At 70.4% G+C, this 25,599-nt stretch carries 22 protein-coding genes; 16 read left to right on the forward strand and 6 right to left on the reverse strand.

From position 1 onward, the window contains the following. Positions 1-2 precede the first annotated feature (2 nt). Genes ACFFJD_RS11080 through ACFFJD_RS11095 form a run of 4 tightly spaced genes read left to right on the forward strand, consistent with a single transcriptional unit; the run spans position 3 to position 2,915 of the window. Positions 3-629, forward strand: coding sequence for a riboflavin synthase (locus ACFFJD_RS11080; RefSeq protein WP_382364038.1), 627 nt, complete (start codon positions 3-5; stop codon positions 627-629). A gap of 5 nt (positions 630-634) precedes the next feature. Further along, positions 635-1,927, forward strand: a complete 1,293-nt coding sequence (locus tag ACFFJD_RS11085; protein ID WP_382364040.1) for a bifunctional 3,4-dihydroxy-2-butanone-4-phosphate synthase/GTP cyclohydrolase II — start codon at positions 635-637, stop codon at positions 1,925-1,927. Then, entirely contained in the window at positions 1,924-2,400 is a 477-nt protein-coding gene (ribH, locus tag ACFFJD_RS11090) for a 6,7-dimethyl-8-ribityllumazine synthase (RefSeq protein ID WP_382364042.1), read from the forward strand. Before ACFFJD_RS11085 ends, ribH begins: the two co-directional genes overlap by 4 nt. Further along, complete coding sequence (locus tag ACFFJD_RS11095) at positions 2,397-2,915, forward strand: PH domain-containing protein (protein WP_382364044.1); 519 nt, start codon at positions 2,397-2,399, stop codon at positions 2,913-2,915. The genes ribH and ACFFJD_RS11095 overlap by 4 nt, the downstream gene beginning before the upstream one ends. Here ACFFJD_RS11095 and ACFFJD_RS11100 read toward each other — a convergent pair. Next, positions 2,901-3,728 (reverse strand): hypothetical protein, encoded by an 828-nt coding sequence (locus tag ACFFJD_RS11100; RefSeq protein ID WP_382364046.1) that lies wholly within the window; start codon positions 3,726-3,728, stop codon positions 2,901-2,903. The genes ACFFJD_RS11095 and ACFFJD_RS11100 overlap by 15 nt on opposite strands. Before the next feature lie 58 nt (positions 3,729-3,786). On the opposite strand from ACFFJD_RS11100, the gene ACFFJD_RS11105 reads away from it, so the two are divergent. From ACFFJD_RS11105 to ACFFJD_RS11160, 12 genes are all read left to right on the forward strand, one after another. Further along, the gene (locus ACFFJD_RS11105; RefSeq protein WP_382364048.1) at positions 3,787-5,289 is read left to right on the forward strand and encodes a bifunctional phosphatase PAP2/diacylglycerol kinase family protein; all 1,503 of its coding nucleotides are present in this window, start codon (positions 3,787-3,789) and stop codon (positions 5,287-5,289) included. A gap of 34 nt (positions 5,290-5,323) precedes the next feature. Next, complete coding sequence (uvrC, locus tag ACFFJD_RS11110) at positions 5,324-7,309, forward strand: excinuclease ABC subunit UvrC (protein ID WP_382364050.1); 1,986 nt, start codon at positions 5,324-5,326, stop codon at positions 7,307-7,309. A gap of 49 nt (positions 7,310-7,358) precedes the next feature. After that, a complete protein-coding gene (rapZ, locus tag ACFFJD_RS11115) occupies positions 7,359-8,258 on the forward strand; it encodes an RNase adapter RapZ (protein WP_382364052.1) in 900 nt (299 codons plus the stop codon). Continuing rightward, positions 8,255-9,286 carry a gluconeogenesis factor YvcK family protein gene (locus tag ACFFJD_RS11120; protein ID WP_382364054.1) on the forward strand — a complete coding sequence of 344 codons (1,032 nt, stop codon included), beginning with the start codon at positions 8,255-8,257 and terminating at the stop codon, positions 9,284-9,286. Before rapZ ends, ACFFJD_RS11120 begins: the two co-directional genes overlap by 4 nt. Positions 9,287-9,335: 49 nt before the next feature. Further along, positions 9,336-10,319: a DNA-binding protein WhiA gene (gene whiA, locus ACFFJD_RS11125; protein ID WP_382364476.1), complete on the forward strand. Its 984-nt coding sequence runs from the start codon at positions 9,336-9,338 to the stop codon at positions 10,317-10,319. After that, a complete protein-coding gene (locus tag ACFFJD_RS11130) occupies positions 10,320-11,021 on the forward strand; it encodes an immunity protein Imm33 domain-containing protein (protein WP_382364056.1) in 702 nt (233 codons plus the stop codon). It begins immediately after the preceding gene. Between the two features lie 82 nt (positions 11,022-11,103). Next, positions 11,104-12,120 (forward strand): type I glyceraldehyde-3-phosphate dehydrogenase, encoded by a 1,017-nt coding sequence (gap, locus tag ACFFJD_RS11135; RefSeq protein ID WP_382364058.1) that lies wholly within the window; start codon positions 11,104-11,106, stop codon positions 12,118-12,120. Between the two features lie 6 nt (positions 12,121-12,126). Then, entirely contained in the window at positions 12,127-13,344 is a 1,218-nt protein-coding gene (locus tag ACFFJD_RS11140) for a phosphoglycerate kinase (protein WP_382364060.1), read from the forward strand. A 2-nt stretch (positions 13,345-13,346) separates the two neighbouring features. Further along, a complete protein-coding gene (tpiA, locus tag ACFFJD_RS11145) occupies positions 13,347-14,138 on the forward strand; it encodes a triose-phosphate isomerase (RefSeq protein WP_382364062.1) in 792 nt (263 codons plus the stop codon). Positions 14,139-14,224: 86 nt separating this feature from the next. Next, entirely contained in the window at positions 14,225-14,458 is a 234-nt protein-coding gene (gene secG, locus ACFFJD_RS11150; protein ID WP_246995871.1) for a preprotein translocase subunit SecG, read from the forward strand. A 48-nt stretch (positions 14,459-14,506) separates the two neighbouring features. Then, positions 14,507-17,299: a phosphoenolpyruvate carboxylase gene (ppc, locus tag ACFFJD_RS11155; protein WP_382364064.1), complete on the forward strand. Its 2,793-nt coding sequence runs from the start codon at positions 14,507-14,509 to the stop codon at positions 17,297-17,299. A gap of 20 nt (positions 17,300-17,319) precedes the next feature. Then, the gene (locus tag ACFFJD_RS11160) at positions 17,320-19,008 is read left to right on the forward strand and encodes a cation:proton antiporter domain-containing protein (RefSeq protein WP_382364066.1); all 1,689 of its coding nucleotides are present in this window, start codon (positions 17,320-17,322) and stop codon (positions 19,006-19,008) included. Here the strand turns inward: ACFFJD_RS11160 and pgl are convergent. Genes pgl through tkt form a run of 5 tightly spaced genes read right to left on the reverse strand, consistent with a single transcriptional unit; the run spans position 19,005 to position 25,458 of the window. Next, the gene (gene pgl / locus ACFFJD_RS11165; RefSeq protein ID WP_382364068.1) at positions 19,005-19,733 is read right to left on the reverse strand and encodes a 6-phosphogluconolactonase; all 729 of its coding nucleotides are present in this window, start codon (positions 19,731-19,733) and stop codon (positions 19,005-19,007) included. The genes ACFFJD_RS11160 and pgl overlap by 4 nt on opposite strands. Beyond that, positions 19,733-20,647 carry a glucose-6-phosphate dehydrogenase assembly protein OpcA gene (locus ACFFJD_RS11170; protein ID WP_382364070.1) on the reverse strand — a complete coding sequence of 305 codons (915 nt, stop codon included), beginning with the start codon at positions 20,645-20,647 and terminating at the stop codon, positions 19,733-19,735. The genes pgl and ACFFJD_RS11170 overlap by 1 nt, the downstream gene beginning before the upstream one ends. A 10-nt stretch (positions 20,648-20,657) precedes the next feature. Further along, complete coding sequence (gene zwf / locus ACFFJD_RS11175; protein ID WP_382364072.1) at positions 20,658-22,208, reverse strand: glucose-6-phosphate dehydrogenase; 1,551 nt, start codon at positions 22,206-22,208, stop codon at positions 20,658-20,660. A 3-nt stretch (positions 22,209-22,211) separates the two neighbouring features. Further along, positions 22,212-23,330, reverse strand: a complete 1,119-nt coding sequence (tal, locus tag ACFFJD_RS11180; protein WP_382364074.1) for a transaldolase — start codon at positions 23,328-23,330, stop codon at positions 22,212-22,214. 28 nt (positions 23,331-23,358) lie between these two features. Next, entirely contained in the window at positions 23,359-25,458 is a 2,100-nt protein-coding gene (gene tkt, locus ACFFJD_RS11185) for a transketolase (RefSeq protein WP_382364076.1), read from the reverse strand. Positions 25,459-25,599: the final 141 nt, after the last annotated feature.

The following is a 25,599-nucleotide window of genomic DNA, read 5'->3' on the forward strand; positions in this document are numbered from 1 at the left end:
AAGTGTTTACCGGAATCGTGGAGGAGCGCGGCGAGATCGTCGCCCGCGAGGACCTCGACCAAGCCGCCCGCTTCTCGATCCGCGGACCGTTGGTCACCAGTGACGCGGCCTACGGCGACTCGATCGCCGTCAACGGAGTGTGCCTGACCGTCGTCGAACACGCCGACGGCATCTTCACCGTCGACGTCATGGCCGAAACCCTCCGACGCAGCTCGCTGGCCGACCTGTCGCCCGGCGCGCCGGTCAACCTCGAGCGCGCCATGGCCGCCGACGGACGCTTCGGCGGACACATCGTGCAGGGCCACGTCGACGGTGTCGGCACCATCGCGTCGATCTCGCCCACCCCGAACTGGACGGTGGTGCGGATCGGCCTTCCCGCCGACCTGGAACGCTACGTCGTGGAGAAGGGGTCGATCACCCTCGACGGCACCTCGCTGACGGTCTCCGCCGTCGGTGCGGGCGACGACGGACCGTGGCTGGAGGTCTCCCTGATCCCCACCACCCTGGCCGAGACGACGCTGGGGCTGGCCGAGGTGGGCAGTCCGGTGAATCTCGAGGTGGATGTGATCGCCAAATACGTGGAACGACTGACGGGCGCGGGGACCTCGCGCCAGGAGAAGGGCGAATGAGCGACATGAGTGAGAGCACCGCCAACGTGCCATTGGACAGCATCGAGCGTGCGCTCGCCGACATCGCCGCGGGTAAGGCCGTGGTGGTGGTCGACGACGAGGACCGCGAGAACGAGGGCGATCTGATCTTCGCCGCCGAGATGGCGACGCCGGAACTGGTGGCCTTCATGGTCCGCTACACCTCCGGGTACCTGTGCGTGCCGCTGGAGAGCGCGGACTGCGACCGCCTGGGTCTGCCGCCGATGTACTCGGTGAACCAGGACAAGCACGGCACCGCCTACACGGTGACCGTCGACGCCCGCGAGGGCATCGGCACCGGCATCAGCGCCGCCGACCGCGCCACCACCATTCGCAAGCTGGCTGAAACCGACACCGCCGCACACGATTTCACCCGTCCCGGGCACGTGGTTCCGCTGCGCGCCAAGGAGGGCGGCGTCCTGCGCCGCCCCGGCCACACCGAGGCCGCCGTCGACCTCGCCCGCCTCGCCGGCCTGCGCCCGGCCGGCGTGATCTGCGAGATCGTCAGCCAAAAGGACGAAGGGGAGATGGCGCGCACCGACGAGCTGCGCGTCTTCGCCGACGAGCACGGCCTCGCGCTCATCTCGATCGCCGACCTGATCGCGTGGCGGCGCCGCAACGAGAAGCATGTGGTGCGCGTGGCCGAGGCCCGCATTCCCACCGCGCACGGCGACTTCACCGCCGTCGGCTACTCCAGCCCGTACGACGACGTCGAGCACGTCGCCATGGTGATGGGCGACCTGACCGGCGGCGACAAGCCGGGCGAGGACATCCTGGTGCGCGTGCACTCGGAATGCCTCACCGGCGACGTCTTCGGGTCCCTGCGCTGCGACTGCGGTCCGCAGCTGGACGCGGCGCTGGCCGCGGTGGCCGCCGAGGGGCGCGGCGTGGTGCTCTACATGCGCGGCCACGAGGGCCGCGGCATCGGTCTGCTGCACAAGCTGCAGGCCTACCAGCTTCAGGACGGCGGCGCGGACACCGTCGACGCCAACCTGGCCCTCGGGCTGCCCGCCGACGCCCGCGACTACGGTCTGGGAGCGCAGATCTTGGTGGACCTCGGAATCCGCTCGATGCGACTGCTGACCAACAACCCCGCCAAGCGCGTGGGCCTGGACGGCTACGGGCTGGAGATCATCGAGCGGGTGGCGATGCCGGTGCGGCCCACTCGGGAGAACCTGCGCTACCTTCAGACCAAGCGTGACCGGATGGGTCACGATCTCACCGGACTCGACGATGCCGCGGAGGCAGTCGTCGCCGAGAAGGAAGGAACCGGCGCGTGAGCGGCCACGGAGAACCCACCCTGGAGCTGGCGGACGCCGGTGAACTGAGCGTGGCGATCGTCGCCTCGCAGTGGCACGAGGTGATCTGCACCGCGCTGCTCGACGGTGCCGTGAACGCAGCCACCGCGGCGGGCGTCACCGATCTCACCGTGGTGCGCGTGGCCGGAGCGATCGAACTGCCGGTGATCAGCCAGGCGCTGGCCCGCACGCACGACGCCGTGGTGGCGCTCGGCGTGGTGATCAAGGGGGAGACCCCGCACTTCGAGTACGTCTGCGACGCCGTCACCGCCGGCCTGACTCGGGTCTCGCTGGACGAGTCGACTCCGGTCGGCAACGGCGTGCTGACCACCCTGAACGAAGCGCAGGCGCTCAACCGCGCCGGGCTGCCGGACTCGTCCGAGGACAAGGGCGCGCAGGCGATGACCGCGGCCCTGGCCTCCGCCCTGACCCTGCGCGAGCTCGCCGCACGATGAACCCGGAGCAACCCGAGTCCGGCCGGTCCGAAACGGCGCCGGCCGAGCGGGCGGCGGACACCGCGGCCGAGTGGGACATGGTGTATCGGCCCAAGGCGATCATGCGGCTGGTGGCCATCGCGATCGCCGTGGTGCTCGCCATCCACGTGACGTTCGGCCTGCTGCTGTCGGTGTCGTACACCGGCGTCAAGATCGGATGGGGGGACAAGTTCGCGCTCATCGGAATCGGCCTGGTGATCTGCGGTGCACTGCTGCTGTTCACGCGGTCGCGTCTGCGGGTCGGACCGCGTGGCGTCGGGGTGCGCAACCTGGTGTCCGAACGACTCTACGAGTGGGATGCCGTCCGCGGCCTGGCCTACCCGGACAAGGCCCAGTGGGGCCGCCTGGAATTCGACTACGACGAGCACATTCCGGTCATGGCCGTGCAGGCGCGCGACGGCGGTGACGCCGTGGAGGCGATGCGCGAATTCCGCGCCCTGCACGCCAAGTACGGTCGGACCTCACCGAGCGATTAGCGCGCGCAGCGGTACGCCCAGTGCGGCGGCCCGCTGCTCCAGGCCCGCCAGCACCGCCGGATCGGTACCGGTGGGAAGGTCCACCTCGAACTCCGCGGTGTCGACCGGCATCTCCGAGTTGGCCCACCAGCGCAACGGGATCAGTCCGGGCGGCAGGGTCGCCAGCAGCTCCCGCATCGGTCGCAGAGCCGCCACCGAGTCGCCCGCATCGAAGCTGACCGCACCGAGCGATCCGACCCGCCCCGTAGCGGCGGTGAGACGACGGACTCCGGGCGGCTCGGTCTCGAGATACGCGGTCAGCGCGTCCGCGGAGACGAACGGGTCCCCGTCGGTCTGCGCACGCAACTCGCTGATGTAGGCGGAGAGCTCGGTTAACCCCGGATCGGTCGCCGCGAAGGCCCGCACCTGACCGATGCGCTCGGTGAGGGCGCGCGCGGAGGTGTCCTGCAGCGGGTCGTCGCCGGTGCGGACGAAGACCGCGACGCGCGCCGGTCGGCCGCTCGCATTGGGGGTGTCGAAGTACACCGCCAGATTGTGATGCGCGATCGACCGCTGGCTCGGATGGCCGGCGAGTTCGCCGACGGCCTTGGCGATCTGCGCGTCGGTGAGCCCGTCGGCCAGGTCCACGCGCGTGTCGGCCGACCCCTGCCCGGGCAGGTCGTTGTGGCCGCGCACCTGATAGGCGATCACGTCGTCGCGGCCGTCCAGATACCGCTCGTACTCGTCGGCGAACTTCGACCCGGCGTTCAGTGTGCAGCCGGTCAGCAGCACGGCCACCGCCATCAGGAAAGACACGAGCACTGAGCGCCTCATCTGACCAGGGTAGCCGCGCCGGGCAGACATGGCCGCCCGCCGCCGTTACCGTGGACGAATGAGCCGCCACGCCTTCCGTCGCCGCACCGATCGTCCGTGTTCGTCGATGACCGAAGGGCTGTCCGATCTGGATGTGCGGGTGTTCGAAGCCATCGCGCACGCACCCAGCCCGCTGCTGGACGCCACCATGAAGCCGCTGTCGGCGGCCGCCGACCACGGCAGACTGTGGTTCGTTCTGGCCGCGGGCATGGCGGCGACCCGGCGCCCGGACCTGCAGCGCGCCGCGGTGCGCGGGGTGGCCACCCTCGGCGCCGCCAGCCTGCTCGCCAACCAGGTGGGCAAGCGCCTGTATCCGCGGCGGCGCCCCAACGCGCACCGCATCACGCTGGCGCGACTGCGCCGCCAGCCCATGTCCAGTTCGTTCCCGTCGGGCCACTCGGCCAGCGCGGCGGCCTTCGCCGCCGCGGTGGCGACGGAGAACCGGCCCGCCGGCTTCGCCCTCGGTCTGCTGGCCGGGGCGGTCGGGCTGTCCCGGATCGCCACCGGCGCGCACTACCCGGGCGACGTCCTCGGCGGCTTCCTGCTGGGCACGAGCCTGGCGGTCCTGGGCGCCCAGCTGGTCCCGCCGGTCGACGAACACGCGATCGTGGTGCCGCCGCCGAACCCGGCCGTCGAACCGGCGCGCCCGGACGGTGCGGGCCTGACCGTCCTGGTCAATCCCGCCTCCGGTGACGGCACCGGGCAGCGGGTCCTGGACGAGGTCCGGCGGGAGCTGCCCGCCGCGCGGATCGTCGAGGTGCACGACGCCGCGGAGCTGGCCGATCTCGCCGCCGACGCCGCGACCGAGGCCGAGGTGCTCGGGGTGGCAGGCGGCGACGGCACCGTGGCGTGCGTCGCCGAGCGTGCCGTCGCTGCGGGTCTGCCGCTGGCGGTGTTCGCGGCAGGCACGTTCAACCATTTCGCCAAGGACGTCGGCACCGACTCGGTGGCGGCGACCGCGGCCGCGGTCCGCGAGGGCCGGGTGGCCGAGGTGGATGTGCTGCTGCTCAACGACGAGACGGTGATCCTGAACACCGCGAGCATCGGCGCCTACCCGGAGTTCGTGCGGATGCGCGAGCGCTTCGAGCACGGCGCCCGCAAGCCGGTCGCCGCCCTGCGGGCGGGCCTGTACGTGCTCCGCCACAGCACGCCGGTCACCGTGCGGATGAACGGCACCGAGGTGTCCACCCTGTTCTTCTTCCTGGGCAACGGGCGCTACGGGACGCCCGGGCTGTTCCCGGGCCGCCGCACCCGCCTCGACGACGGCCTGATCGACGTCCGGTACCTGACCACCGGCCATCGGCTGCAGACGCTGCGCCTGGCCGCGTCGCTGCTGTCCGGCCGGATCCGCAATTCGCACCTGTATCAGGAGGCGCACGTCCCGGAGTTCACCATCGAATCGGCCGAGCCGATTCCGGTGGCCCACGACGGCGAGGCCGGAGAGCGCACCCGGCGCGCGGACTTCCGCATGGACCATCGCTCGCTGCGAGTTTTCGGGTCCGCGCTGGTACCCCGGCGTTGAGCACGCCGCAGTGCGCGGCGACTAGCCTGGAGGCGTGGCCGATCCGACGACCTACCGCCCGGCACCGGGCACCATTCCCACCGACCCCGGCGTGTACAAGTTCCGCGATGCGCACCGGCGGGTCGTCTACGTCGGCAAGGCCAAGAATCTTCGCGCCCGGCTGACCACCTACTTCGCCGACCTCTCGACGCTGCACCCGCGAACCCGCCAGATGGTCACCACCGCGGCCTCGGTCGAGTGGACCGTGGTGAGCACCGAGGTGGAGGCGCTGCAGCTCGAATACAACTGGATCAAGGAGTTCGATCCGCGCTTCAACGTCCGGTACCGGGACGACAAGACCTACCCGATGCTCGCGGTCACCATGAACGAGGAGTACCCGCGGGTCTTCGTCTACCGCGGTGCCCGCAAACCGGGGGTCCGCTACTTCGGGCCGTACGCCCACGCGTGGGCGATCCGGGAGACCGTCGACCTGCTGACCCGGGTCTTCGGCGTGCGCACCTGCTCCAACGGGGTGTTCAAGCGCAACGCGCAGATGGGCAGGCCGTGCCTGCTGGGGTACATCGACAAGTGCGCGGCCCCGTGTGTGGGCCGGGTCGACGCCGCCGAGCATCGGCGGATCGCGGAGGACTTCTGCGACTTCCTGGCGGGCCGCACGGACACGCTGATCCGCGGGCTGGAACGCGACATGTCTTCGGCCGCAGCCGAACTCGACTTCGAGCGGGCCGCGCGACTGCGCGACGACGTCTCCGCGCTGCGGCGGGCCATGGAGAAGCAGGCGGTGGTCCTCGGGGACGGCACCGACGCCGACGTGATCGCGATGGTCGGCGATGTGTTGGAGAACTCGGTGGCGGTGTTCCACGTGCGCGACGGTCGGGTGCGCGGTGAACGCGGCTGGGTGGTGGAGGTGCAGGAGAACGCCACCCCGGGCGAGCAGGTCGCCGCCTTCCTGCTGCAGTTCTACGGCGACGAACTGGAGATGAGCTCCGGGGTGCCGCGCGAGGTCCTGGTCCCGGTGCTGCCCGACGACCACGAACAGCTCGCCGACTGGCTGTCGCAGCGGCGCGGCAGCCGCGTCTCGCTGCGCGTGCCCCAGCGCGGGGACAAGCGCACCCTGGCCGAGACGGTGGAACGCAATGCGGGCGAGGCCCTCACCCGGCACAAGCTCAAGCGCGCAGGCGACCTCACCACCCGCTCGGCCGCGCTCACCGAACTGCAGGAGGCGCTGGGCACCGACGATGCGCCGCTGCGCATCGAATGCATCGACATCTCGCACGTGCAGGGCACCGACGTGGTCGCCTCGCTGGTGGTCTTCGAGGACGGCCTGCCGCGCAAGTCCGACTACCGCCACTACTCCATTCGCGAGGCCGCGGGCGACGGGCACTCCGACGACGTCGCCTCCATCGCCGAGGTCACCCGGCGGCGGTTCCTGCGCCACCGCACCGACGTGGCCGCGGACGGCGCAGACCAGCCCCCGGTCGTCGAGCCGGAGAACGGGGGAGACCTGGCGCCGGAGGCCGCGCTCGATCCGGCCACCGGCCGCCCGCGCCGATTCGCCTACCCGCCCAACCTGTTCGTCGTCGACGGCGGGCAACCGCAGGTGCATGCGGCCGCGGCCGTCCTCGACGAACTGGGCGTGACCGATGTCGCGGTGATCGGTCTGGCGAAACGACTGGAAGAAGTGTGGGTTCCGGGCGACGATGATCCGGTGATCCTGCCGCGCAACTCCGAGGCGCTGTTCCTGTTGCAGCGCATCCGCGACGAGGCGCACCGCTTCGCGATCGGCTTCCACCGGTCCAAGCGCAGCAAGCGGATGACCGCGTCGGCGCTCGACGGCATCGCCGGGCTCGGCGCCACCCGGCGGACGGCCCTGGTGACCCACTTCGGCTCGGTGGCCCGCCTCAAGCAGGCCGACGTCGAGGAGATCGCCCAGGTGCCCGGCATCGGTCAGACCACCGCGCGCAGCGTCTACGAGGCCCTGCGCGCCGATCAGCAGGTTCCGTCAGAGAGGTCAGCCCAGTAGTGACGTCAACCCGAGCAGTGAGGTCAACCCGAGCAGTGAGGTCTACACAGTGAGCCCAACCGATACGGCCCCCACCACGGTCCTGTTCGTCACCGGCATGTCCGGGGCCGGCCGGACCTCGGTGGCCAACGTGCTCGAGGACGACGGCTGGTATGTGGCCGACAACGTCCCCGTCGCCGTGATCGGCCAGGTCATCGAGGGGGTGCTGGCCGAGGCCGAGGCCGCGCCGCGGATCGCCATGGTGGTCCGCCCCACCGGACCCGGTTTCGCCGCCGACCTCACCCGGCTGCGGCAGGAACTCGCCGCCGGTGGCGCGCAGACCCACCTGCTGTTCGTCGACGCCTCCGACCCGGTGCTCATCCGCCGGTTCGAGGCGGTGCGTCGCCGCCATCCGCTGCAGGGGTCGGGCACCCTGTCCGAGGGCATCGCCGCCGAACGCGACATGCTCGGGGACGTGAAGGCGGACGCCGAGACGGTGATCGACACCTCCGACCTGTCCGCGACGCGGCTGCGCACCATGGTCTCGAGCGCCTTCCGGTCCAAGGACGGGCAGGGCCTGACGATCGCGGTGCAGTCCTTCGGCTTCAAATACGGGCTGCCCATCGACTGCAACCTCGTCGCCGACGTCCGCTTCCTGCCGAATCCGTACTGGATTCCCGAGCTGCGCGAGCACAACGGACTGGAGGCGCCGGTGCGCGACTACGTGCTGGGCCAGCCCGACGCGGCCGACTTCCTGGATCGCTACGTCGATCTGGTCGACATCGTCGCGCGCGGCTACCTGCGCGAGGGCAAGGGCTACATGAGCATCGGCATCGGCTGCACCGGCGGTAAGCACCGCAGCGTCGCGATGACCGAGGACCTGACCCGTCGTCTGTCCGCGGTCACCGGCAGCGACGGCGAGCCGCGCTACGTGGTCGAGGCGAGCCACCGCGATCTGGGGCGCGAATGAGCGCCGCGGTGCGCGTGCCGGGGCCGCGGCCCGGGCTGCGCGCGGTGGCCCTCGGCGGCGGCCACGGCCTGTACAACACCCTGACCGCCCTGCGGTACCTCACCGACGACGTCACCGCGGTGGTGACCGTCGCCGACGACGGCGGCTCCTCCGGTCGACTGCGGCACGAACTGGGCCGTATCCCGCCGGGTGACCTGCGGATGGCGCTGGCCGCGCTGATGTCGGCGCCGGCCGCCGTGGACGCACTGCGCGCGCACGACCCGGCCGCCGCGGACCGGCGCATCCGCTGGGCAGAGATCCTTCAGCATCGACTCGGCGGCAGCGGTGCCCTGGCCGGGCATCCGGTGGGCAATCTGCTGCTGTCCGGGGTGGACGAGTACCACGACGACCTGGTGACCGCCCTGGACGAGCTGGTGCAGCTGTTCGGCGTCGAGGGGCGGGTACTGCCGATGTCCACCGAGCCGCTGGTGATCGAGGCCGACGTGACCGGACTGGAGGAGGACCCGCGGATGAGCCGGGTGATCCGCGGTCAGGTGGCGGTGGCCACCACCCCCGGCGTCGTGCGCCGGGTGCGTCTGACACCGGAGGCGCCCGCGGCGTGCCCGGAGGCGTTGGCCGCCGTCGCCGCCGCCGACCTGGTGACGCTGGGCCCGGGGTCGTGGTTCTCCAGCGTGATCCCACACGTGCTGGTTCCCGAGCAGCTCGAGGCGCTGCGCAGCACCTCGGCCCGCAAGGTACTGTTCGTCAATCTCGTCGCCGAGCCGGGGGAGACCACCGGCTTCTCCCTGGAACGACACCTGCATGTGCTCAACGCACACGCCGGGTCCCTGCCGATCGACGACATCATCGTCGACGCGGCCTCGGTTCCGGCCGGGCGGGAACGCGAACACCTGGACCGGGCGGCCCGTTTGTTCGGTGCGCAGCTGCGCACCGTGGACCTGAGGCACGCCACGCACACCGACATTCACGATCCGATCAAATCGGCCATAGCTCTCGACGGATTTCTGGGGCCGACGACACAGATATGACTCCGCGGTAACCTAGAGCGATTCCATCACGTAAGGAGGCTTGGTCGATTTGGCCATGACAGGGGCGGTCAAGGACGAACTGAGTCGGCTCTCGGTTCCAGCGCTCAGCAGTCGCAAGGCGGAAGTCTCCGCACTGCTGCGCTTCGCCGGGGGGTTGCACATCGTCGCGGGGAAAGTGGTGGTCGAGGCCGAGGTGGATCTGGGCAACGTCGCCCGGCGTCTGCGCGCCGAGATCCACGACCTGTACGGATACCCGTCGGAGGTGCACGTGCTGCGCTCGGGCGGACTCCGCAAGGGGGCCCGCTACATCGTCCGCGTGAGCAAGGACGGTGAGGCGCTGGCGCGCCAGACCGGGCTGCTGGATCCGCGCGGACGCCCGGTGCGCGGTCTGCCCGCCCAGGTGGTCGGCGGCAGCATCGGCGATGCCGAGGCGGCCTGGCGCGGCGCCTTCCTGGCGCACGGTTCCCTGACCGAACCCGGCCGTTCGTCGTCGCTGGAGGTCAGTTGCCCGGGACCGGAGGCGGCGCTGGCGCTCGTCGGCGCGGCCCGGCGGCTGTCGGTGGTGGCCAAGGCCCGGGAGGTGCGTGGCGGTGATCGCGTGGTGATCCGCGACGGCGAGGCGATCGGCGCCCTGCTCACCCGGATGGGTGCGCAGGAGACCCGCCTGGTGTGGGAGGAGCGACGCATGCGCCGCGAGGTCCGCGCCACCGCCAATCGGCTGGCCAACTTCGACGACGCCAACCTGCGTCGGTCCGCCCGCGCCGCGGTCGCCGCGGCCGCGCGCGTGGAACGCGCGCTGGAGATCCTCGGCGACGAGGTGCCCGATCATCTGCTGGCCGCAGGCCGCCTGCGGGTGGAGCACCGGCAGGCCTCGCTGGAGGAGTTGGGGCAGCTCGCCGAGCCTGCCATGACCAAGGACGCCGTGGCCGGCCGCATCCGCCGCCTGCTGTCGATGGCCGACAAGAAGGCGCGGGCCGAGGGCTTGCCCGACACCGAGTCCGCGGTGACCGCCGAACTCCTCGACGAGGCCTGAGTGGACGGCGAACCGGACACCTGCCACGTCTCCCGGCGGATCCTGACCGACGGCGCGCCGGTGGGCTACATGGTGCGCGATGAACTCGGCTGGAGCTTCCTGGCCGGGGACGAGACCCAGCAGTACGTGGACGACCCGGCCAACCTCGAGGTGGTCGCCATCGCGCGGATGGTCGAACGCGATCCGGCGATCGCCGAACACCTGCGAGTCCCCGTCGGCACGGCGCTGGTGCGCAACGAGAACGGCTTCGCGGTGGAGACCCGGCCCGCCGCAGCCCCGAACCCCGACCAGCCGGTGGCGGCCGGCGAGCTGGCACTGTCGCCGCTGTGGTCGCTGACCCTCCCGCAGCCGATGCACCGGCGGCGGGAAGGGGTATCCCTGGTGCTGTGGCGCCCCGGCCTGACGCTGTGGTGCAGCCTGTGGGATCTGCCCGCGGGCGCCACCCCGGCCGAGTACGTCGACCGACTGCCCGCCGAGACGGCGGCGCAGCGCTTCGACGTCCGCCGGTGGCGCTATCGGGACGTCCAGTACGTCGGCTATCGCATGAGCGAGCCGGGTGCGCCGGACGGCCCGCCGCCGCTCTACGGCATCGCCGCCGCCGACGCCGGATGTCTGCACGTGGTCGCCTATTTCGACGCCGAGGCCACCGCGCGGGAGGCGGGGACCCTCCTCGCGTCGGCCCGCATCGGGACCTTGTGCTGACGATCGTCGGCGCGATGATTAGGCTGGGAGGCAGTGGGCCGGGCTTTCCCACCGGCTCTTCACCCTGGTTTAGGAGTTAACAGTGGCAGTTCGGGTAGGTATCAACGGATTCGGTCGTATCGGCCGCAACTTCTTCCGTGCCGTGGCGGCACAGAACAAGGCCGGTCTGGCGGACATCGAGATCGTTGCCGTCAACGACCTCACCGACATCAACACCCTCGCCCACCTGCTGAAGTTCGACTCGATCCTGGGCCGTCTGCCCGAGGACGTCAGCGTCGACGGTGACTACATCGTGGTCGGCGACCAGCGCATCAAGGCACTCGCGCTCCGCGAGGGCCCGGCCGCTCTGCCGTGGGCCGAGCTCGGCGTCGACGTGGTCGTCGAGTCCACCGGCATCTTCACCAAGCGCGAGGCCGCCAAGGGTCACCTGGAGGCCGGCGCCAAGAAGGTCATCATCTCCGCACCGGCCGGCGATCCCGACCTCACCGTGGTGATGGGCGTCAACGACGACCAGTACGACGGCAGCCAGAACATCATCTCGAACGCCTCGTGCACCACCAACTGCCTCGGCCCGATCGCCAAGGTCCTCAACGACAGCTTCGGTATCAAGCAGGGCCTGATGACCACGGTCCACGCCTACACCCAGGACCAGAACCTGCAGGATGCGCCGCACGCCGACCTGCGTCGTGCCCGCGCCGCCGCGGTCAACATCGTCCCGACCTCGACCGGTGCCGCCAAGGCCATCGGCGAGGTGCTGCCCGAGCTGAAGGGCAAGCTCGACGGCTACGCGCTGCGCGTGCCGATCCCCACCGGCTCGGTCACCGACCTCACCGTGGAGCTGGAGAAGGACGCCACCGCCGAGGAGATCAACGCCGCGATGAAGGCCGCCGCGGACGGCCCGATGAAGGGCATCCTCAAGTACTACGACGCGCCGATCGTCTCCTCGGACATCGTCACCGACCCGCATTCGTCGCTGCTCGACGCCGGCCTGACCAAGGTCCTGGGCAACCAGGTCAAGGTGGTCTCCTGGTACGACAACGAGTGGGGCTACTCCAACCGCCTCGCCGACCTGATCACCCTCGTCGCGAAGTCGCTGTAACCGACGATGGCTGTACGCACTCTCAAGGACCTTCTCGCAGAAGGTGTTTCGGGCCGCGGCGTGCTCGTCCGGTCCGACCTCAACGTGCCGCTCGCCGACGGTGAGATCACCGACGCCGGTCGCATCCTGGCCAGCGTTCCGACGCTGACCCAGCTGCTGGACGCCGGCGCCAAGGTGATCGTCACCGCCCATCTGGGTCGCCCGCAGGGCGAGCCGGATGCGGCGCTGTCGCTGGCACCGGTCGCCGCTCGACTGTCGACCGAACTGGGCCGCAACGTCCAGCTCGCCGGCGACGTGGTGGGCTCGGATGCGCTGGCGCGCGCCGAGGGCCTCACCGACGGCGACATCCTGCTGCTGGAGAACATCCGCTTCGACGCCCGCGAGACCAGCAAGGACGAGGCCGAGCGCACCAAGCTCGCCAAGGCACTCGTCGAGCTGGTGGGCGACGACGGCGCGTTCGTCTCCGACGGTTTCGGTGTGGTCCACCGCAAGCAGGCCTCGGTCTACGACGTGGCCAAGCTGCTGCCGTCGTACGCCGGTGACCTGGTGGCCACCGAGCTGGACGTGCTGACCCGGATCACCACGGAGACCGAGCAGCCGTACGCGGTGGTGCTCGGCGGCTCCAAGGTGTCCGACAAGCTCGCCGTGATCGAGGCGCTGGCCCCCAAGGTCGACACCCTGGTGATCGGCGGCGGCATGGCCTTCACCTTCATCAAGGCGCAGGGCAGCCCGGTGGGCGACTCGCTGCTGCAGGAGGACATGATCGCCACCTGCAAGGACCTGCTGGACCGGTTCGGCGACGTCATCCACCTGCCGCACGACGTCGTGGTGGCCGACAAGTTCGCACCCGACGCGCAGACGTCGATCGCGATGACCAGCGACGGCTTCACCGAGGGCATGGGCCTGGACATCGGTCCGGGCAGCGTGGAGCGCTTCGCCACGGTGCTGCGCTCGGCCAAAACCGTGTTCTGGAACGGGCCGATGGGCGTGTTCGAGTTCGAGAAGTTCGCCGCGGGCACCCGCGGCGTGGCCGAGGCGATCGTCGCGGCCACCGCCGACGGTGCCTTCAGCGTGGTCGGCGGCGGTGACTCCGCCGCGGCGGTCCGCTCGTTCGGGCTCGCCGACGACGCCTTCTCGCACATCTCCACCGGCGGCGGCGCCTCCCTGGAGTACCTCGAGGGCAAGGAACTGCCCGGTCTCGCTGTTCTCGATACTCAGGAGTGATCATGGCGCAACAACGGAAACCGCTGATCGCGGGCAACTGGAAGTGCAACCTCAACCACTTCGAGGCCATCGCCCTGGTGCAGAAGGTGGCCTTCGCGCTGCCGGAGAAGTACTACGACAAGGTCGATGTCACCGTGCTGGTGCCGTTCACCGACATCCGCAGCGTGCAGACCGTCGTCGACGGCGACAAGCTGCTGCTGACCTACGGGGCTCAGGACGTCTCCCAGCACGATTCGGGCGCGTACACCGGTGAGATCAGCGGTGCCTTCCTCAGCAAGCTCGGCGTCACCTTCGTGGCGGTGGGTCATTCGGAGCGTCGCACCCTGCACGGTGAGACCGACGAGGTGGTGCTGGCCAAGACCAAGGCGGCGCTGCGGCACGGTCTGACCCCGATCGTCTGCATCGGCGAGGGGCTGGAGATCCGCGAGGCGGGCGAGCACGTGGCCTACAACGTGGCCCAGCTGAAGGCCTCGTTGGCCGGGCTCTCCGCCGAGGAGATCAGCAAGCTCGTGGTGGCCTACGAGCCGGTGTGGGCCATCGGCACCGGCCGTGTGGCCAGTGCCGAGGACGCGCAGGAGGTGTGCGCCGCGGTGCGGCAAGCACTCGCCGAGCTCACCGATGCGGCCACCGCGGCCGGTGTGCGGGTGCTCTACGGCGGCAGCGTGAGCGCCAAGAACGTCGCCGAGATCGTCGGGCAGGCCGACGTCGACGGCGCGCTGGTCGGCGGGGCCTCCCTGAAGGCCGACGAGTTCGCGCAACTGTCCGCGATCGCAGCGGGCGGGCCCTTGCTCTGATCGGGACGCCCATCGCGTAGACTGTGGCAGGTTGCCGTTCGACGGTGACCTGCCACAGTTCTTTAGACCGAACGGACCTTCTCCTCGTGACTCTCGCGCTGAACATCGGGCTGATCATCACCAGCCTGCTGCTGATCGTCCTGGTGCTGTTGCATCGCGCCAAGGGAGGCGGCCTGTCGTCGCTGTTCGGCGGCGGCGTGCAGTCGAGCCTGTCCGGTTCGTCCGTGGTCGAGAAGAACCTCGACCGCCTCACCATCTTCGTCGGCCTGATCTGGCTGATCTTCATCGTCGGCGTCGGACTGGACATCAAGTACTCCTAGCCCGCGCTCACCGCGCGCCGCGACGCGTCGGGGTGAATACTGGTCGGCATGAGCACACTGCCGATGATCGCCCGCCTCGCCGTCGACGACACCGGACGCGCCGCCACTGAACCGCTCCGCGAGGACATCCGCTACCTGGGTGGCCTGCTGGGGCAGGTGATCGCCGATCACGCCGGCACCGAGACGTTCGACCTGGTCGAGGGTTCCCGCCGCGACGCCTTCGCCATCCGCGACCGCGAACTGTCCCGCGACCAACTCGCCGCACGTTACGTCGACCCCGACGTGGCGGAGCTGCTGCCGGTGATCCGGGCGTTCTCCAACTTCGCACTGCTGGCCAATCTGGCCGAGGACCTGCACCGGGAACGCCGCCGCCGCATTCACCTGCGCGCCGGCCACGCCCCGCAACCGTCCAGCCTGGCCGCGACGTTCGCCGCGCTCACCGACGCCGACTGCACCGACGAGCAGGTCGGTGCCGCCCTCACGCACGGCGCCGTGATCCCGGTGATCACCGCGCACCCCACCGAGACGCGCCGCCGCAGCGTCTTCGACGCCCAGAACCGCATCACCGAACTGATGCGCGTCCGCGCCCGCACCGAACTGACCCCGGACGAGGAGCGCTCGCTGGACCGGGAGATCTCCGAGCAGATCCTGCGGCTGTGGCAGACCGCGCTGATCCGGCTGCGGCGGCTGACCATCAGTGACGAGATCACCACCGGCCTGCGCTATTACGACGCGTCCTTCTTCGAGGTGGTGCCGCGCCTGAATCGGGACGTGCGGCGGTCCCTGAGCGCGGCGTACCCGCGGGCCGACCTGGGCGACCTGTCGATCATCCGGATGGGCTCGTGGATCGGCGGCGACCGGGACGGCAACCCCTTCGTCACCGGCGAGGTGGTCACCGAGGCGACGTCGGCGGCGGCCGCGGCCGCGCTGCGCCACCACCTCGACGAGGTGCACGAGCTGCGCCAGGAACTGGCCATGTCCGCCCGCCTGGTGTCACCGATCACCGACGACCTGCGTCGGCTCGGCGGGCCCGACCACCTCGACGACGACGAGCCCTTCCGCGCCGCCCTGCGGGTGGTCCGCGCCCGCCTGGCCGCCACCGGGCGCACTCTGCTCGGCGTCGACTTCCTCACCGCCACCGAACTCGAGTGGGCCGCGACCGCCACCGCGTACGACGGCCCGGACGAACTCTCCGCCGATCTGGACGTGATCGACGCCGCCCTGCGCGCGGTGGTGGACGGGGCGATCGCCGACAATCGGCTCGGGGCCCTGCGGGAAGCGGTGCGCGCCTTCGGCTTCCACCTGTCCGGACTGGACATGCGGCAGAACTCGGAGACCCACGAGGACGTCATCGCCGAACTGCTGGCCTGGGCGGGGGCCTGCCCCGACTATCGCGGTCTGGACGAGGACGCGCGCGTGCGTCTGCTCTCGGCCGAACTCACCTCGCGGCGCCCGCTGCTGCAGGAGGGCGCCGCGCTCAGCGACCTGGCGAACAAGGAACTGGGCGTGCTCGAGGCCGCCGCGGACGCCGTGTCCCGGTTCGGACCCGACGCCGTGCCGACCTACATCATCAGCATGTGCACCTCGGTGTCCGACCTCCTCGAAGCCCTGGTGCTGTTGAAGGAGGTGGGCCTGTACCGGCTCGACCCGCAGGGCGCACCGCGCTGCACCGTGCGGGTGGTGCCGCTGCTGGAGACCATCGAGGATCTGCAGGCCGGCGCCGACATCCTCACCGCCGCCCTGGACCTGCCGTTCTACCGGCAACTGGTCGACGCGCAGCAGGGCGTGCAGGAGATCATGCTCGGCTACTCCGACTCCAACAAGGACGGCGGCTACCTGGCCGCCAACTGGGCGCTGTACCGCGCCGAACTGGACTTGGTGACCGCGGCCGCGAACGCCGACATCGCGCTGCGCCTGTTCCACGGCCGCGGTGGCACCGTGGGCCGCGGCGGCGGCCCCAGCTACGACGCGATCCTCGCGCAGCCGCCGGGCGCGGTGCAGGGTGCACTGCGGCTCACCGAGCAGGGCGAGATCATCGCGGCCAAGTACGCCGAGCCCGTCGGCGCGCGCCGCAACCTGGAGACCCTGGTGGCCGCCACCCTCGAATCCACGCTGCTGGACACCGAAGGGCTGGGGGAGGACTCACCGCGGGCCTACGCGGTGCTCGACGAGCTCGCCGCCCTCGCCCGCGAGTCCTACAGCGACTTGGTGCACCGCACCCCCGGCTTCGTCGAGTACTTCACCGACTCCACGCCGTTGTCGGAGATCGGCGCGCTCAACATCGGTAGCCGCCCCACCTCGCGCAAACAGACGACGGCGATCTCCGATCTGCGGGCCATCCCGTGGGTGCTGTCGTGGACGCAGTGCCGGGTGATGCTGCCCGGGTGGTACGGCACCGGCAGTGCGTTCCAGCAGTGGATCGGCGACGACCCGGACCGACTGGCCCAGTTGGCCGACTACTACCGCCGGTGGCCCTTCTTCCGCTCGGTGATGTCCAACATGGCCCAGGTGCTGGCCAAGTCGGATCTGGGGCTGGCCGCCCGCTACGCCGACCTGGTGCCCGACGAGGCCCTGCGCGAACGGGTCTTCGGCATGATCTGCGACGAGCACGCCCGCACCCTGGACATGTACGCCGCGATCACCGGCACCGACGACCTGCTGGCCGACAACAACGCGCTCAAACGCTCGGTGTACAACCGCTTCCCGTACCTGGAGCCGCTGAACCTGATGCAGGTGGAACTGTTGCGTCGGTTCCGCGCCGGGCAGGACTCGCCGCGGATCCGCCGCGCCATCCAGCTGACCATGAACGGCCTGGCGACCGCCCTGCGCAACAGCGGATAGCCCGCCGATAGAGTGGGCGCATGACCCTGCTGGCCCTCTATCTCGCGGTGATCTTCGGGTGCGGACTGGTCGCCAAACTGATCAAGCTGCCCCCGCTCATCGGCTTCCTGGCGGCCGGCTTCATCCTCAGGGCCGCCGACGTCGAGCAGCTCGAGGGCCTGGACCTGATGTCCGAGATCGGCGTCACCCTGCTGCTGTTCGCGATCGGCCTGCAGTTGGATCTGGGCTCGCTGGTGAAGAAGGAGGTCTGGTTCAACGCCGGCGCACACATGGCGGTGATGACCGGGGTCGGCGTCGGCTTCCTCACCGTCCTCGGCCTGCTCGGGGCGTACGGCCCGCAGTCGTTGACGGTGCTCACCGCCGTCGCCTTCGTGCTGTCCTTCTCCAGCACCATCGTCGCGGTCAAGATCCTGCAGGAACGCGGCGACGAACAATCGCTGTACGGCCGCATCGTGATCGGCGTGCTGGTGATGCAGGACATCGGGGCCGTGGTGCTGATGTCCATCTCCCGCGGGGAGCCGCCGAGCCTGTGGGCCCTGACCCTGGTGGTGGTGCTGCCCGCGCTGGTGTGGGCCACCCGCTACTGGAGTCGGCTGGGCCACGGCGAGATGGAGGTGCTCTTCGGCCTCGGCATGGCGCTGATCCCGGGCTACCTCCTGTTCACCGCGGTGGGCCTGTCCGGCAGCCTCGGCGCGCTGGCCATGGGGGTGGTCCTGGCGCGCAACCCCGGCGCGGACCGGCTGTCCAACGCCCTGTTCCGGATCAAGGACCTGCTGCTGGTCGGCTTCTTCGTGGCCATCGGCTTCCACGGCATCCCGACCTGGGAGAACGTGGCGATCGGCCTGGCGCTGCTGCTGCTGTTGCCGTTGCAGGCCTTCTTCTACTGGGGACTGCTGTGGCTGCTGGGCCTGCGTAACCGCACCTCGCTGCTGGCCGCGTTCGCCCTGGCCAACTACTCGGAGTTCGCCCTCATCATCGCGGAGATCGGCACCGAGGACGGTTGGCTGTCGGAGGAGTGGCTGCTGACCCTGGTGATCGCGGTCGCCGGCAGCTTCGTGATCGCCGGCATCGTGAACCCGACCAGTGTCTCCGGGGTGTCGCGCCTGGCCCGTCGGCTCCCGGCCCGCCCGCCGGACAAGCTGCATCCCGACGACCGGCCCATCGACATCGGCGATGCCGAGGCCGTCGTGCTCGGCATGGGCCGGGTCGGTTCGGCCGTCTACCGTCAGCTCACCGAGGAGTACGGCTACCGGACGCTCGGCGTGGAGCACGACCCGAACCGGATCAGAAAGCTCGCCCCGCAAGGCTTCCGGATCATCGAGGGCGACGCCACCGACTACGACTTCTGGACCCGGCTGGTCAGTCGGGGCGGCGTCAAGATGATCGTGCTGGCCATGCCGGCCCAGTACGCCAACATCGAAGCCCTCCGTGAACTGCAGCGCATCGGCGACGGGGGAGCCGTGGTGGCCTCGGTCGCGCTCTACCGGGAGGACGTCGCGGAACTGTCCGAACTCGGCACCGACGTGGTGATCCACCTGTACGCGGGCGCCGGCGAGGCCCTCGCCGACCGCGCGGTGGAGGCCGTGCTGGCCGCCGACGGCACCGGCGACGCCGAACCGATCACGCCGAAACCGGACACGTTCGACCGGCACATGCTCGGCACCCGCGAGACCCGGGTGCGCGACGACACCCGGCTGCCGGACGGCTAGTCGCCGGACAGCCCCGCGGCGGCGGCCTCGTCGACGAACCAGACGGTGCGTTCGGTGCCGTGGGCGCCCGCGCACGGCCAGTCGGCGCGGTCGGCGCCGGTGTGGGCGGCGGCCACCGCTTCGGCCTTCTCCGCGCCGGACACCAGGAACCACACCTCGCGGGACCGGTTGATCACCGGGAAGGTCAGCGTGATGCGGCGCGGCGGCGGCTTGGGCGAATCGGACACGGCCACCACGGATGCGGTGTCCTCGGCGGTGGCGGCGGTGTGCGGGAACAGCGAATTGATGTGGCCCTCGCCGCCCATGCCGAGCAGGTGGACGTCGAAGACGAGATCGTCGGTGATCAGCTCCGCGTAGGCGCGGGTGGCCGCGTCCAGGTCGTCGCCGAACTCGCCGTCGCTCGCCGGCATGAAATGCACCCGCGCCGGGTCCAGCGGCACGCTGTCGAGCAGCGCCTGGCGGGCCTGCCACGCATTGCGTTCCGGATCCTGCTCGGGCAGGAAACGCTCGTCACCCCAGTACAGGTCCACGCGGGTCCAGTCCACGGCGTCCGGGTCGGCGGCCAGCTCCCGCAGCACACCGATGCCGTTGGAGCCGCCGGTGAGCGCCAGCACGGCGCGCCCGCGGGCGTCCTGCGCGCGGGCCACCGCGTCCACGAAGCGCGCCGCGGCGGTGGTCAGCAGCGCCGCGCCGTCGTCGAAGATCAGCGTTTCCAGTTCCCTCATCAACCCATCAGTCCTTTGTCGGAGATGCCGGAGATTCCTTCCAGCGCATGGCGATACACGATGTCGGCGTCCAGTCGACGCAATTCCTCGGCCAGGCATTCGGCGGTGGTGCGCCGCTTGAACGGCAGGCGCCCGTCGGGGCGACCCGGAAAGCGCAGCACCCCGCCGTAGTCGTCGACCATCAGCTCCACCGGACCGTCGGTGCGGTGGAGGCGGGCCACCCACTCGCCGGTGGCGCGCGTGACCGGCACCCCGAGGGCGTGGGTGAGCCAGCCGGCGATGAGGTCCAGGCCGGGGCTCTGCTCCGGGCCGGAGACGTACCCGGACAGCACCGGGGCGTGCGGCGGGCGATCCAGTGCCGAGGCCAGCATGGCCCGCCACGGGGTGGTGGCGCTCCAGGCCAGGTCGGTGTCGCCGGCGCTGTAGCCGATCTGACGCGCGGCCAGCGCGGCCGCGGGGTCGGGCGCCGAGCGGGCGTCGGTGATCCGCCGCGACGCCAGCCGGCCGAGCGGATCGGTGGCCGGCCGGGCCGGTGCGCGCCCGGGCCACCAGGTCACCACCGGCGTGTCCGGCAGCAGGAACGGCGTCACCACCGCGTGCGGATGGTCGGCGAGCTCGCCGTGCATGTCCAGGACCACCACTTCCGAGGCCCCGGCGTCGCCGCCCACCCGGATCTCGGCGTCCAGACGCGTGGGCTGGCTGCGGTCGCCGCGGCTGACCACGATCACGCGGCACGGATGCTCACGACTGGCCTGGTTGGACGCGGCCACGGCCGCTTCGGCCTCCTCGCCCGCGTCGGTGTCGATGATCAGCGTCAGCACGCGGCCGACGGTCACCTCGCCGCCCGCGTTGCGCATGCGCACGAGTTTCTTGCTGATGTCCAGGGTGGTGGTGTCGGGAAGTTCGACGATCATCGCTGCCTCCTCACGGCCGACGCCAGGTCCGGCCGGTGCGTTCGATCATCCGGTCGCCGCCGGTGGGACCCCACGTGCCGGCCTCGTAGGTCTCCGGCACGCCCTCGGTGGCCCACTGCGCCAGCACCGGATCGAGGATCTGCCAGCTCAGTTCCACCTCTTCGTTGACCGGGAACAGCGACGGTTCGTCGAGCAGGACGTCCAGCAACAGACGCTCGTAGGCTTCGGGGGAACTGACGGTGAAGGCCTCGCCGTAACTGAAGTCCATGTTGACGTCGCGGACCTCCATTCCGGTGCTGGGCACCTTGGATCCGAAGCGCAGGGTGACGCCCTCGTCCGGCTGCACGCGGATGACCAGGGCGTTCTGGCCCAGTTCGGCGGTCATCGAGTCGTCGAAGGGCAGGTGGGGCGCACGCTTGAAGATCAGGGCGATCTCGGTGACGCGCCGACCCAGCCGCTTGCCGGTGCGCAGATAGAACGGCACCCCGGCCCAGCGCCGCGTATCCACCTCCAGGCCGATCGCGGCGTAGGTCTCGGTGGTCGAATCGGGGCTGAAGCCCTCGTCGAGCAGCCCGGGCACCGGCTCCGAACCCTGCCAGCCCGGGCCGTAGCGGCCGCGCGCCGAGTTCTCCTCGATCGGCAGCAGGTTCCGCGTGGACATCAGGACCTTGATCTTCTCCACCTGCAGCTCCCGCGGGGAGAACGAGATCGGCTCCTCCATCGCGATCAGGGCCAGCAACTGCAGCAGGTGATTCTGGATCACGTCGCGGGCGGCGCCGATGCCGTCGTAGTACCCGGCGCGGCCGCCCAGCCCGATGTCCTCGGCCATGGTGATCTGCACGTGATCGATGTAGTGGCTGGACCACAGCGGCTCGAAGAGTTGATTGGCAAAGCGCAGCGCCAGAATGTTCTGCACCGTCTCCTTGCCCAGGTAGTGATCGATGCGGAACACCGACTCCTCGCTGAACACGCTGTTGACCAGCGCGTTCAGTTCCTTCGCGCTCTCCAGGTCGTGTCCGAACGGCTTCTCGATCACCACGCGCTGCCACGACTCGTCGGTGGGCGACCCGGCCAGGCCGGTCCGCTTGAGCTGGCTGAGCACGGTGGGGAAACTGTTCGGCGGAATCGCCAGGTAGAAGGCGTGGTTGCCGTCGGTGCCGCGTTCCCGGTCGAGTTCACCGAGCGTGCTGGTGAGTCGGTCGAAGGCGTCGTCGTCGTCGAAGCTACCCTCGATGAACCGGATGCCTTCGGCCAGGCGCTCCCACCGCTCCTCGTCGAAACCGGTGCGGGAGTGCTCCTTGACCGCTTCCTTCACGGTGTCGGCGAAGTCGCGGTCACTCCACTCGCGGCGCGCGAAACCGACCAGCGCGAAGCTCGGCGGCAGCAGCCCCCGGTTGGCCAGGTCGTACACCGCGGGCATCAGTTTGCGCCGCGACAGGTCTCCGGTGACACCGAAGATCACCAGGGCCGACGGCCCGGCGATCCGCGGCAGGCGCCGGTCGTTGGGGTCGCGCAGGGGATTGGTCCACCCACGCTCACCGGAGCCCGCCGCGGGAGCCACGGCTCAGGCCTTCGTGGCCGCGAGCTGGGCCGCGGTGGCGGTCAGCAGCTCGTCCCAGGCGACGACGAACTTGTCCACGCCCTCGGCCTCGAGGACCGCGAACACGTCCGCGAGATCGACGCCGACGGCGCCGAGCGCGGCGAACACCTCGCGGCTGGGCGCGGCCTGGCCGACGATCGACTCGGTGTTGACCCAGCCGTGATCGGCGAAGGCCAGCATGGTCTTGCCCGGCATGGTGTTCACCGTGTCCGGCGCGACCAGTTCGCTCACGTACAGCGTGTCCGGGTAGTCGGGGTTCTTCACGCCGGTGGAGGCCCACAGGGCGCGCTGGGGGCGGGCCCCGTGCGCCTTCAGGTCCGGGAACCGGACACCCAGCTCGAACACCTCGGAGTAGGCGGCGTAGGCCAGTCGGGCGTTGGCCAGACCGGCCTTGCCGCGCAGCGCCAGCGCCTCCGGCGTACCGATCTTCTCCAGGCGGTTGTCGATCTCGGTGTCCACGCGCGAGACGAAGAACGAGGCGACCGAGACGAGGCGCGCCACGTCGTGCCCGTTCTGCAGGGCGGCGTCGAGCCCGTCGAGGAACGCGTCCATCACCTCGACGTAGCGCTCCACCGAGAAGATCAGCGTCACGTTGACGCTGATGCCCTCGGCCAGCACGCGGGTGATGGCGGGCAGGCCCGCCTTGGTCGCCGGGATCTTGATCAGCACGTTGGGCCGGTGGACCAGCTTGGCCAGTTCGATCGCCTGCGCGACGGTGCCCTCGGTGTCGTGCGCCAGGCGCGGGTCCACCTCGATGGACACGCGACCGTCCACGCCGTCGGTGTCGACGGCCACCTGAGCGAACACGTCGCAGGCCGAACGGACGTCGTCGGTGGTGATCGCCGTCAGGGTGGCGTCCACGTCGGCGCCCTGCGCGGCGAGCCGAGCGATCTGCTCGTCGTACATGTCCGACTTGGCGATGGCGGCCTGGAAGATCGCCGGGTTGGTGGTCACACCCACCACCGAGTGCTCGTCCATCTCGCGCCGCAGCGCGCCCGAGTCGATCATGTCCCGGGACAGGTCGTCGAGCCAGACCGAGACGCCGGCGGCGGACAGGTCGGCGAGTTTAGAATTCTGCGTCATCTCAAAAGTCCTCCTTGTTCACTCGAGGTCACTGTCCGACGAGGCGACGGGCCGCGGCCGAGACGGCGTCCGCGGTGATGCCGAACTCTTCGTACAGCTTCTGGTAGGGGGCCGAAGCGCCGAAGTGCTCCAGCGAGATGATCTCGCCCTCGGCCGCACTGATGCCGCCGCCGCCGTGCACCACGCGGTACCACGGCATGGCGATACCGGCCTCGATCACCACGCGCGGGACACCCGCGGGGAGCACGGAATCGCGGTAAGCCCGGTCCTGCTCGTCGAACCACTCCAGCGACGGCATGGACACCACGCGCGCCGCGATGCCCTCGGCGGCCAGAGCCTCCGCGGCCTCCACGGCGAGCGCGACCTCCGAACCGGTGCCGATGAGCACGACGGCCGGGCCGTCGGCGGGATCGGAGAGCACGTAGCCGCCGCGGGCCACGCCCTCGTAGGAGGTGCCGGCCAGCACCGGCACGTTCTGCCGGGTCAGGGCGAGCCCGACCGGGTGATCGCGGCGGCCGAGTAGATGCCGCCACGCGTGGGCGGTCTCGTTCGCGTCGGCCGGACGCACCACGTCCAGTCCGGGGATGGCGCGCAGCGCGGCCAGGTGCTCCACCGGCTGATGGGTGGGGCCGTCTTCGCCCAGGCCGATCGAGTCGTGGGTCCACACGTAGATCGGATCGATCTGCATGAGTGCGGCCAGCCGCACCGCGGGGCGCATGTAGTCGGCGAACTGCAGGAACGTGCCGGCGTAGGGCCGGGTGGGGCCGTGCAGCACGATGCCGTTGAGGATCGCGGCCATCGCGTGCTCACGGATACCGAAGTGCAGGGTGCGGCCGTACGGGTGCGCGGTCCAGGTGGACGTGCTGATCGCTTCCGGGCCGAACGACGTGGCGCCGTCCATCGTGGTGTTGTTGGAACCGGCGAGGTCGGCCGAGCCGCCCCACAGCTCCGGCAGCACCGGCGCCAGCGCCGAGAGCACCTTGCCCGAGGCCGATCGAGTGGCCACGGCCTTGTCGCCCGGCTCCCAGGTCGGCAGGGCCTGCGCCCAGCCCTCCGGCAGCTCCCGCGCGTAGAGGCGGTCGAACAGTTCCTTGCGCTCGGCGTTGTCGGCGGCCCAGGCGTCGAACCCGGTCTGCCAGCCGGCGCGATCGGCGGCCGCCCGCTCGGCGAGCGCGCGGGTGTGGCCGATCACCTCGTCGGAGACCTCGAAGTCGAGTTCCGGGTCGAAGCCGAGGATCTTCTTGGTGGCGGCCACCTCGTCGGCGCCGAGGGCACTGCCGTGCGAGGCGCCGGTGTTCATCTTGGTGGGCGCGGGCCAGGCGATGATGGTGCGGATCAGGATGATCGACGGCTTGTCCAGCACGCTCTTGGCGTGGTCCACGGCGGACTCGATGGCCACGATGTCCTCGCCGCCCTCGATCACCTGCACGTCCCAGCCGTACGAGGCGTAGCGCGCGGCGGTGTCCTCGGTGAGCGCGATCTGGGTGTCGTCCTCGATCGAGATGTGATTCTGGTCGTAGAAGACGATCAGGTTGCCCAGCTGCTGGGTGCCGGCCAGCGAACCGGCCTCGGAGGTGACGCCCTCTTCGATGTCACCGTCGGAGGCGATCACGTAGATGTGATGGTCGAACGGGCTCTGGCCGGGTGCGGTCTCCGGGTCGAACAGGCCGCGTTCGCGGCGCGCCGCCATCGCCATGCCGACCGCCGACGCCAAGCCCTGGCCCAGCGGGCCGGTGGTGATCTCCACGCCCTTGGTGTGGCGGAACTCCGGGTGGCCGGGGGTGAGCGAATCCCAGGTGCGCAGCGCCTTGATGTCGGACAGCTCCAAGCCGAATCCGCCCAGGTAGAGCTGGATGTACTGGGTCAGGCTGGAATGCCCGCACGAGAGGATGAAGCGGTCCCGGCCGACCCACTCCGGGTCGGTGGGGTCGTGACGCATGACCCGCTGGTACAGCGTGTAGGCGAGGGGAGCCAGGCTCATCGCGGTGCCCGGGTGACCACTGCCGCAATGCTGAACAGCGTCCGCGGCCAGCAGGCGGGCCGTGTCGACCGAGCGCGTGTCCACCTCCGTCCAATCAGCGGGGTACGACGGCTTGGTCAGCGCTGCGATCTCATCTGTAACGGCCACGATGGGGCATTCTCCTGTGGTTAGAAACGGCGGATTACACCAGCCTAGGGCATGTGCACGGTTCCGTCTGTGACGGTGTGACGCGCCGCCTCCTGACCGGCCGGATTCTTCCCGGGAGCCGCGGAGGGCTACCATTTGAGC

The organism is Gordonia phosphorivorans, from assembly GCF_042432625.1.
Taxonomy (GTDB): domain Bacteria; phylum Actinomycetota; class Actinomycetes; order Mycobacteriales; family Mycobacteriaceae; genus Gordonia; species Gordonia phosphorivorans.

Bases quoted from the DNA above. Each gene is read 5' to 3' on its own strand.
- ACFFJD_RS11140 (WP_382364060.1), top strand. From the start codon at position 12,127: ATGGCTGTACGCACTCTCAAGGACCTTCTCGCAGAAGGTGTTTCGGGC.
- ACFFJD_RS11160 (WP_382364066.1), top strand. From the start codon at position 17,320: ATGACCCTGCTGGCCCTCTATCTCGCGGTGATCTTCGGGTGCGGACTG.
- tpiA (WP_382364062.1), top strand. From the start codon at position 13,347: ATGGCGCAACAACGGAAACCGCTGATCGCGGGCAACTGGAAGTGCAAC.
- ACFFJD_RS11120 (WP_382364054.1), top strand. From the start codon at position 8,255: ATGAGCGCCGCGGTGCGCGTGCCGGGGCCGCGGCCCGGGCTGCGCGCG.
- ACFFJD_RS11170 (WP_382364070.1), bottom strand. From the start codon at position 20,647: ATGATCGTCGAACTTCCCGACACCACCACCCTGGACATCAGCAAGAAA.
- tal (WP_382364074.1), bottom strand. From the start codon at position 23,330: ATGACGCAGAATTCTAAACTCGCCGACCTGTCCGCCGCCGGCGTCTCG.
- ACFFJD_RS11105 (WP_382364048.1), top strand. From the start codon at position 3,787: ATGAGCCGCCACGCCTTCCGTCGCCGCACCGATCGTCCGTGTTCGTCG.
- ppc (WP_382364064.1), top strand. From the start codon at position 14,507: ATGAGCACACTGCCGATGATCGCCCGCCTCGCCGTCGACGACACCGGA.
- ACFFJD_RS11095 (WP_382364044.1), top strand. From the start codon at position 2,397: ATGAACCCGGAGCAACCCGAGTCCGGCCGGTCCGAAACGGCGCCGGCC.
- ACFFJD_RS11100 (WP_382364046.1), bottom strand. From the start codon at position 3,728: ATGAGGCGCTCAGTGCTCGTGTCTTTCCTGATGGCGGTGGCCGTGCTG.
- pgl (WP_382364068.1), bottom strand. From the start codon at position 19,733: ATGAGGGAACTGGAAACGCTGATCTTCGACGACGGCGCGGCGCTGCTG.
- ACFFJD_RS11085 (WP_382364040.1), top strand. From the start codon at position 635: ATGAGTGAGAGCACCGCCAACGTGCCATTGGACAGCATCGAGCGTGCG.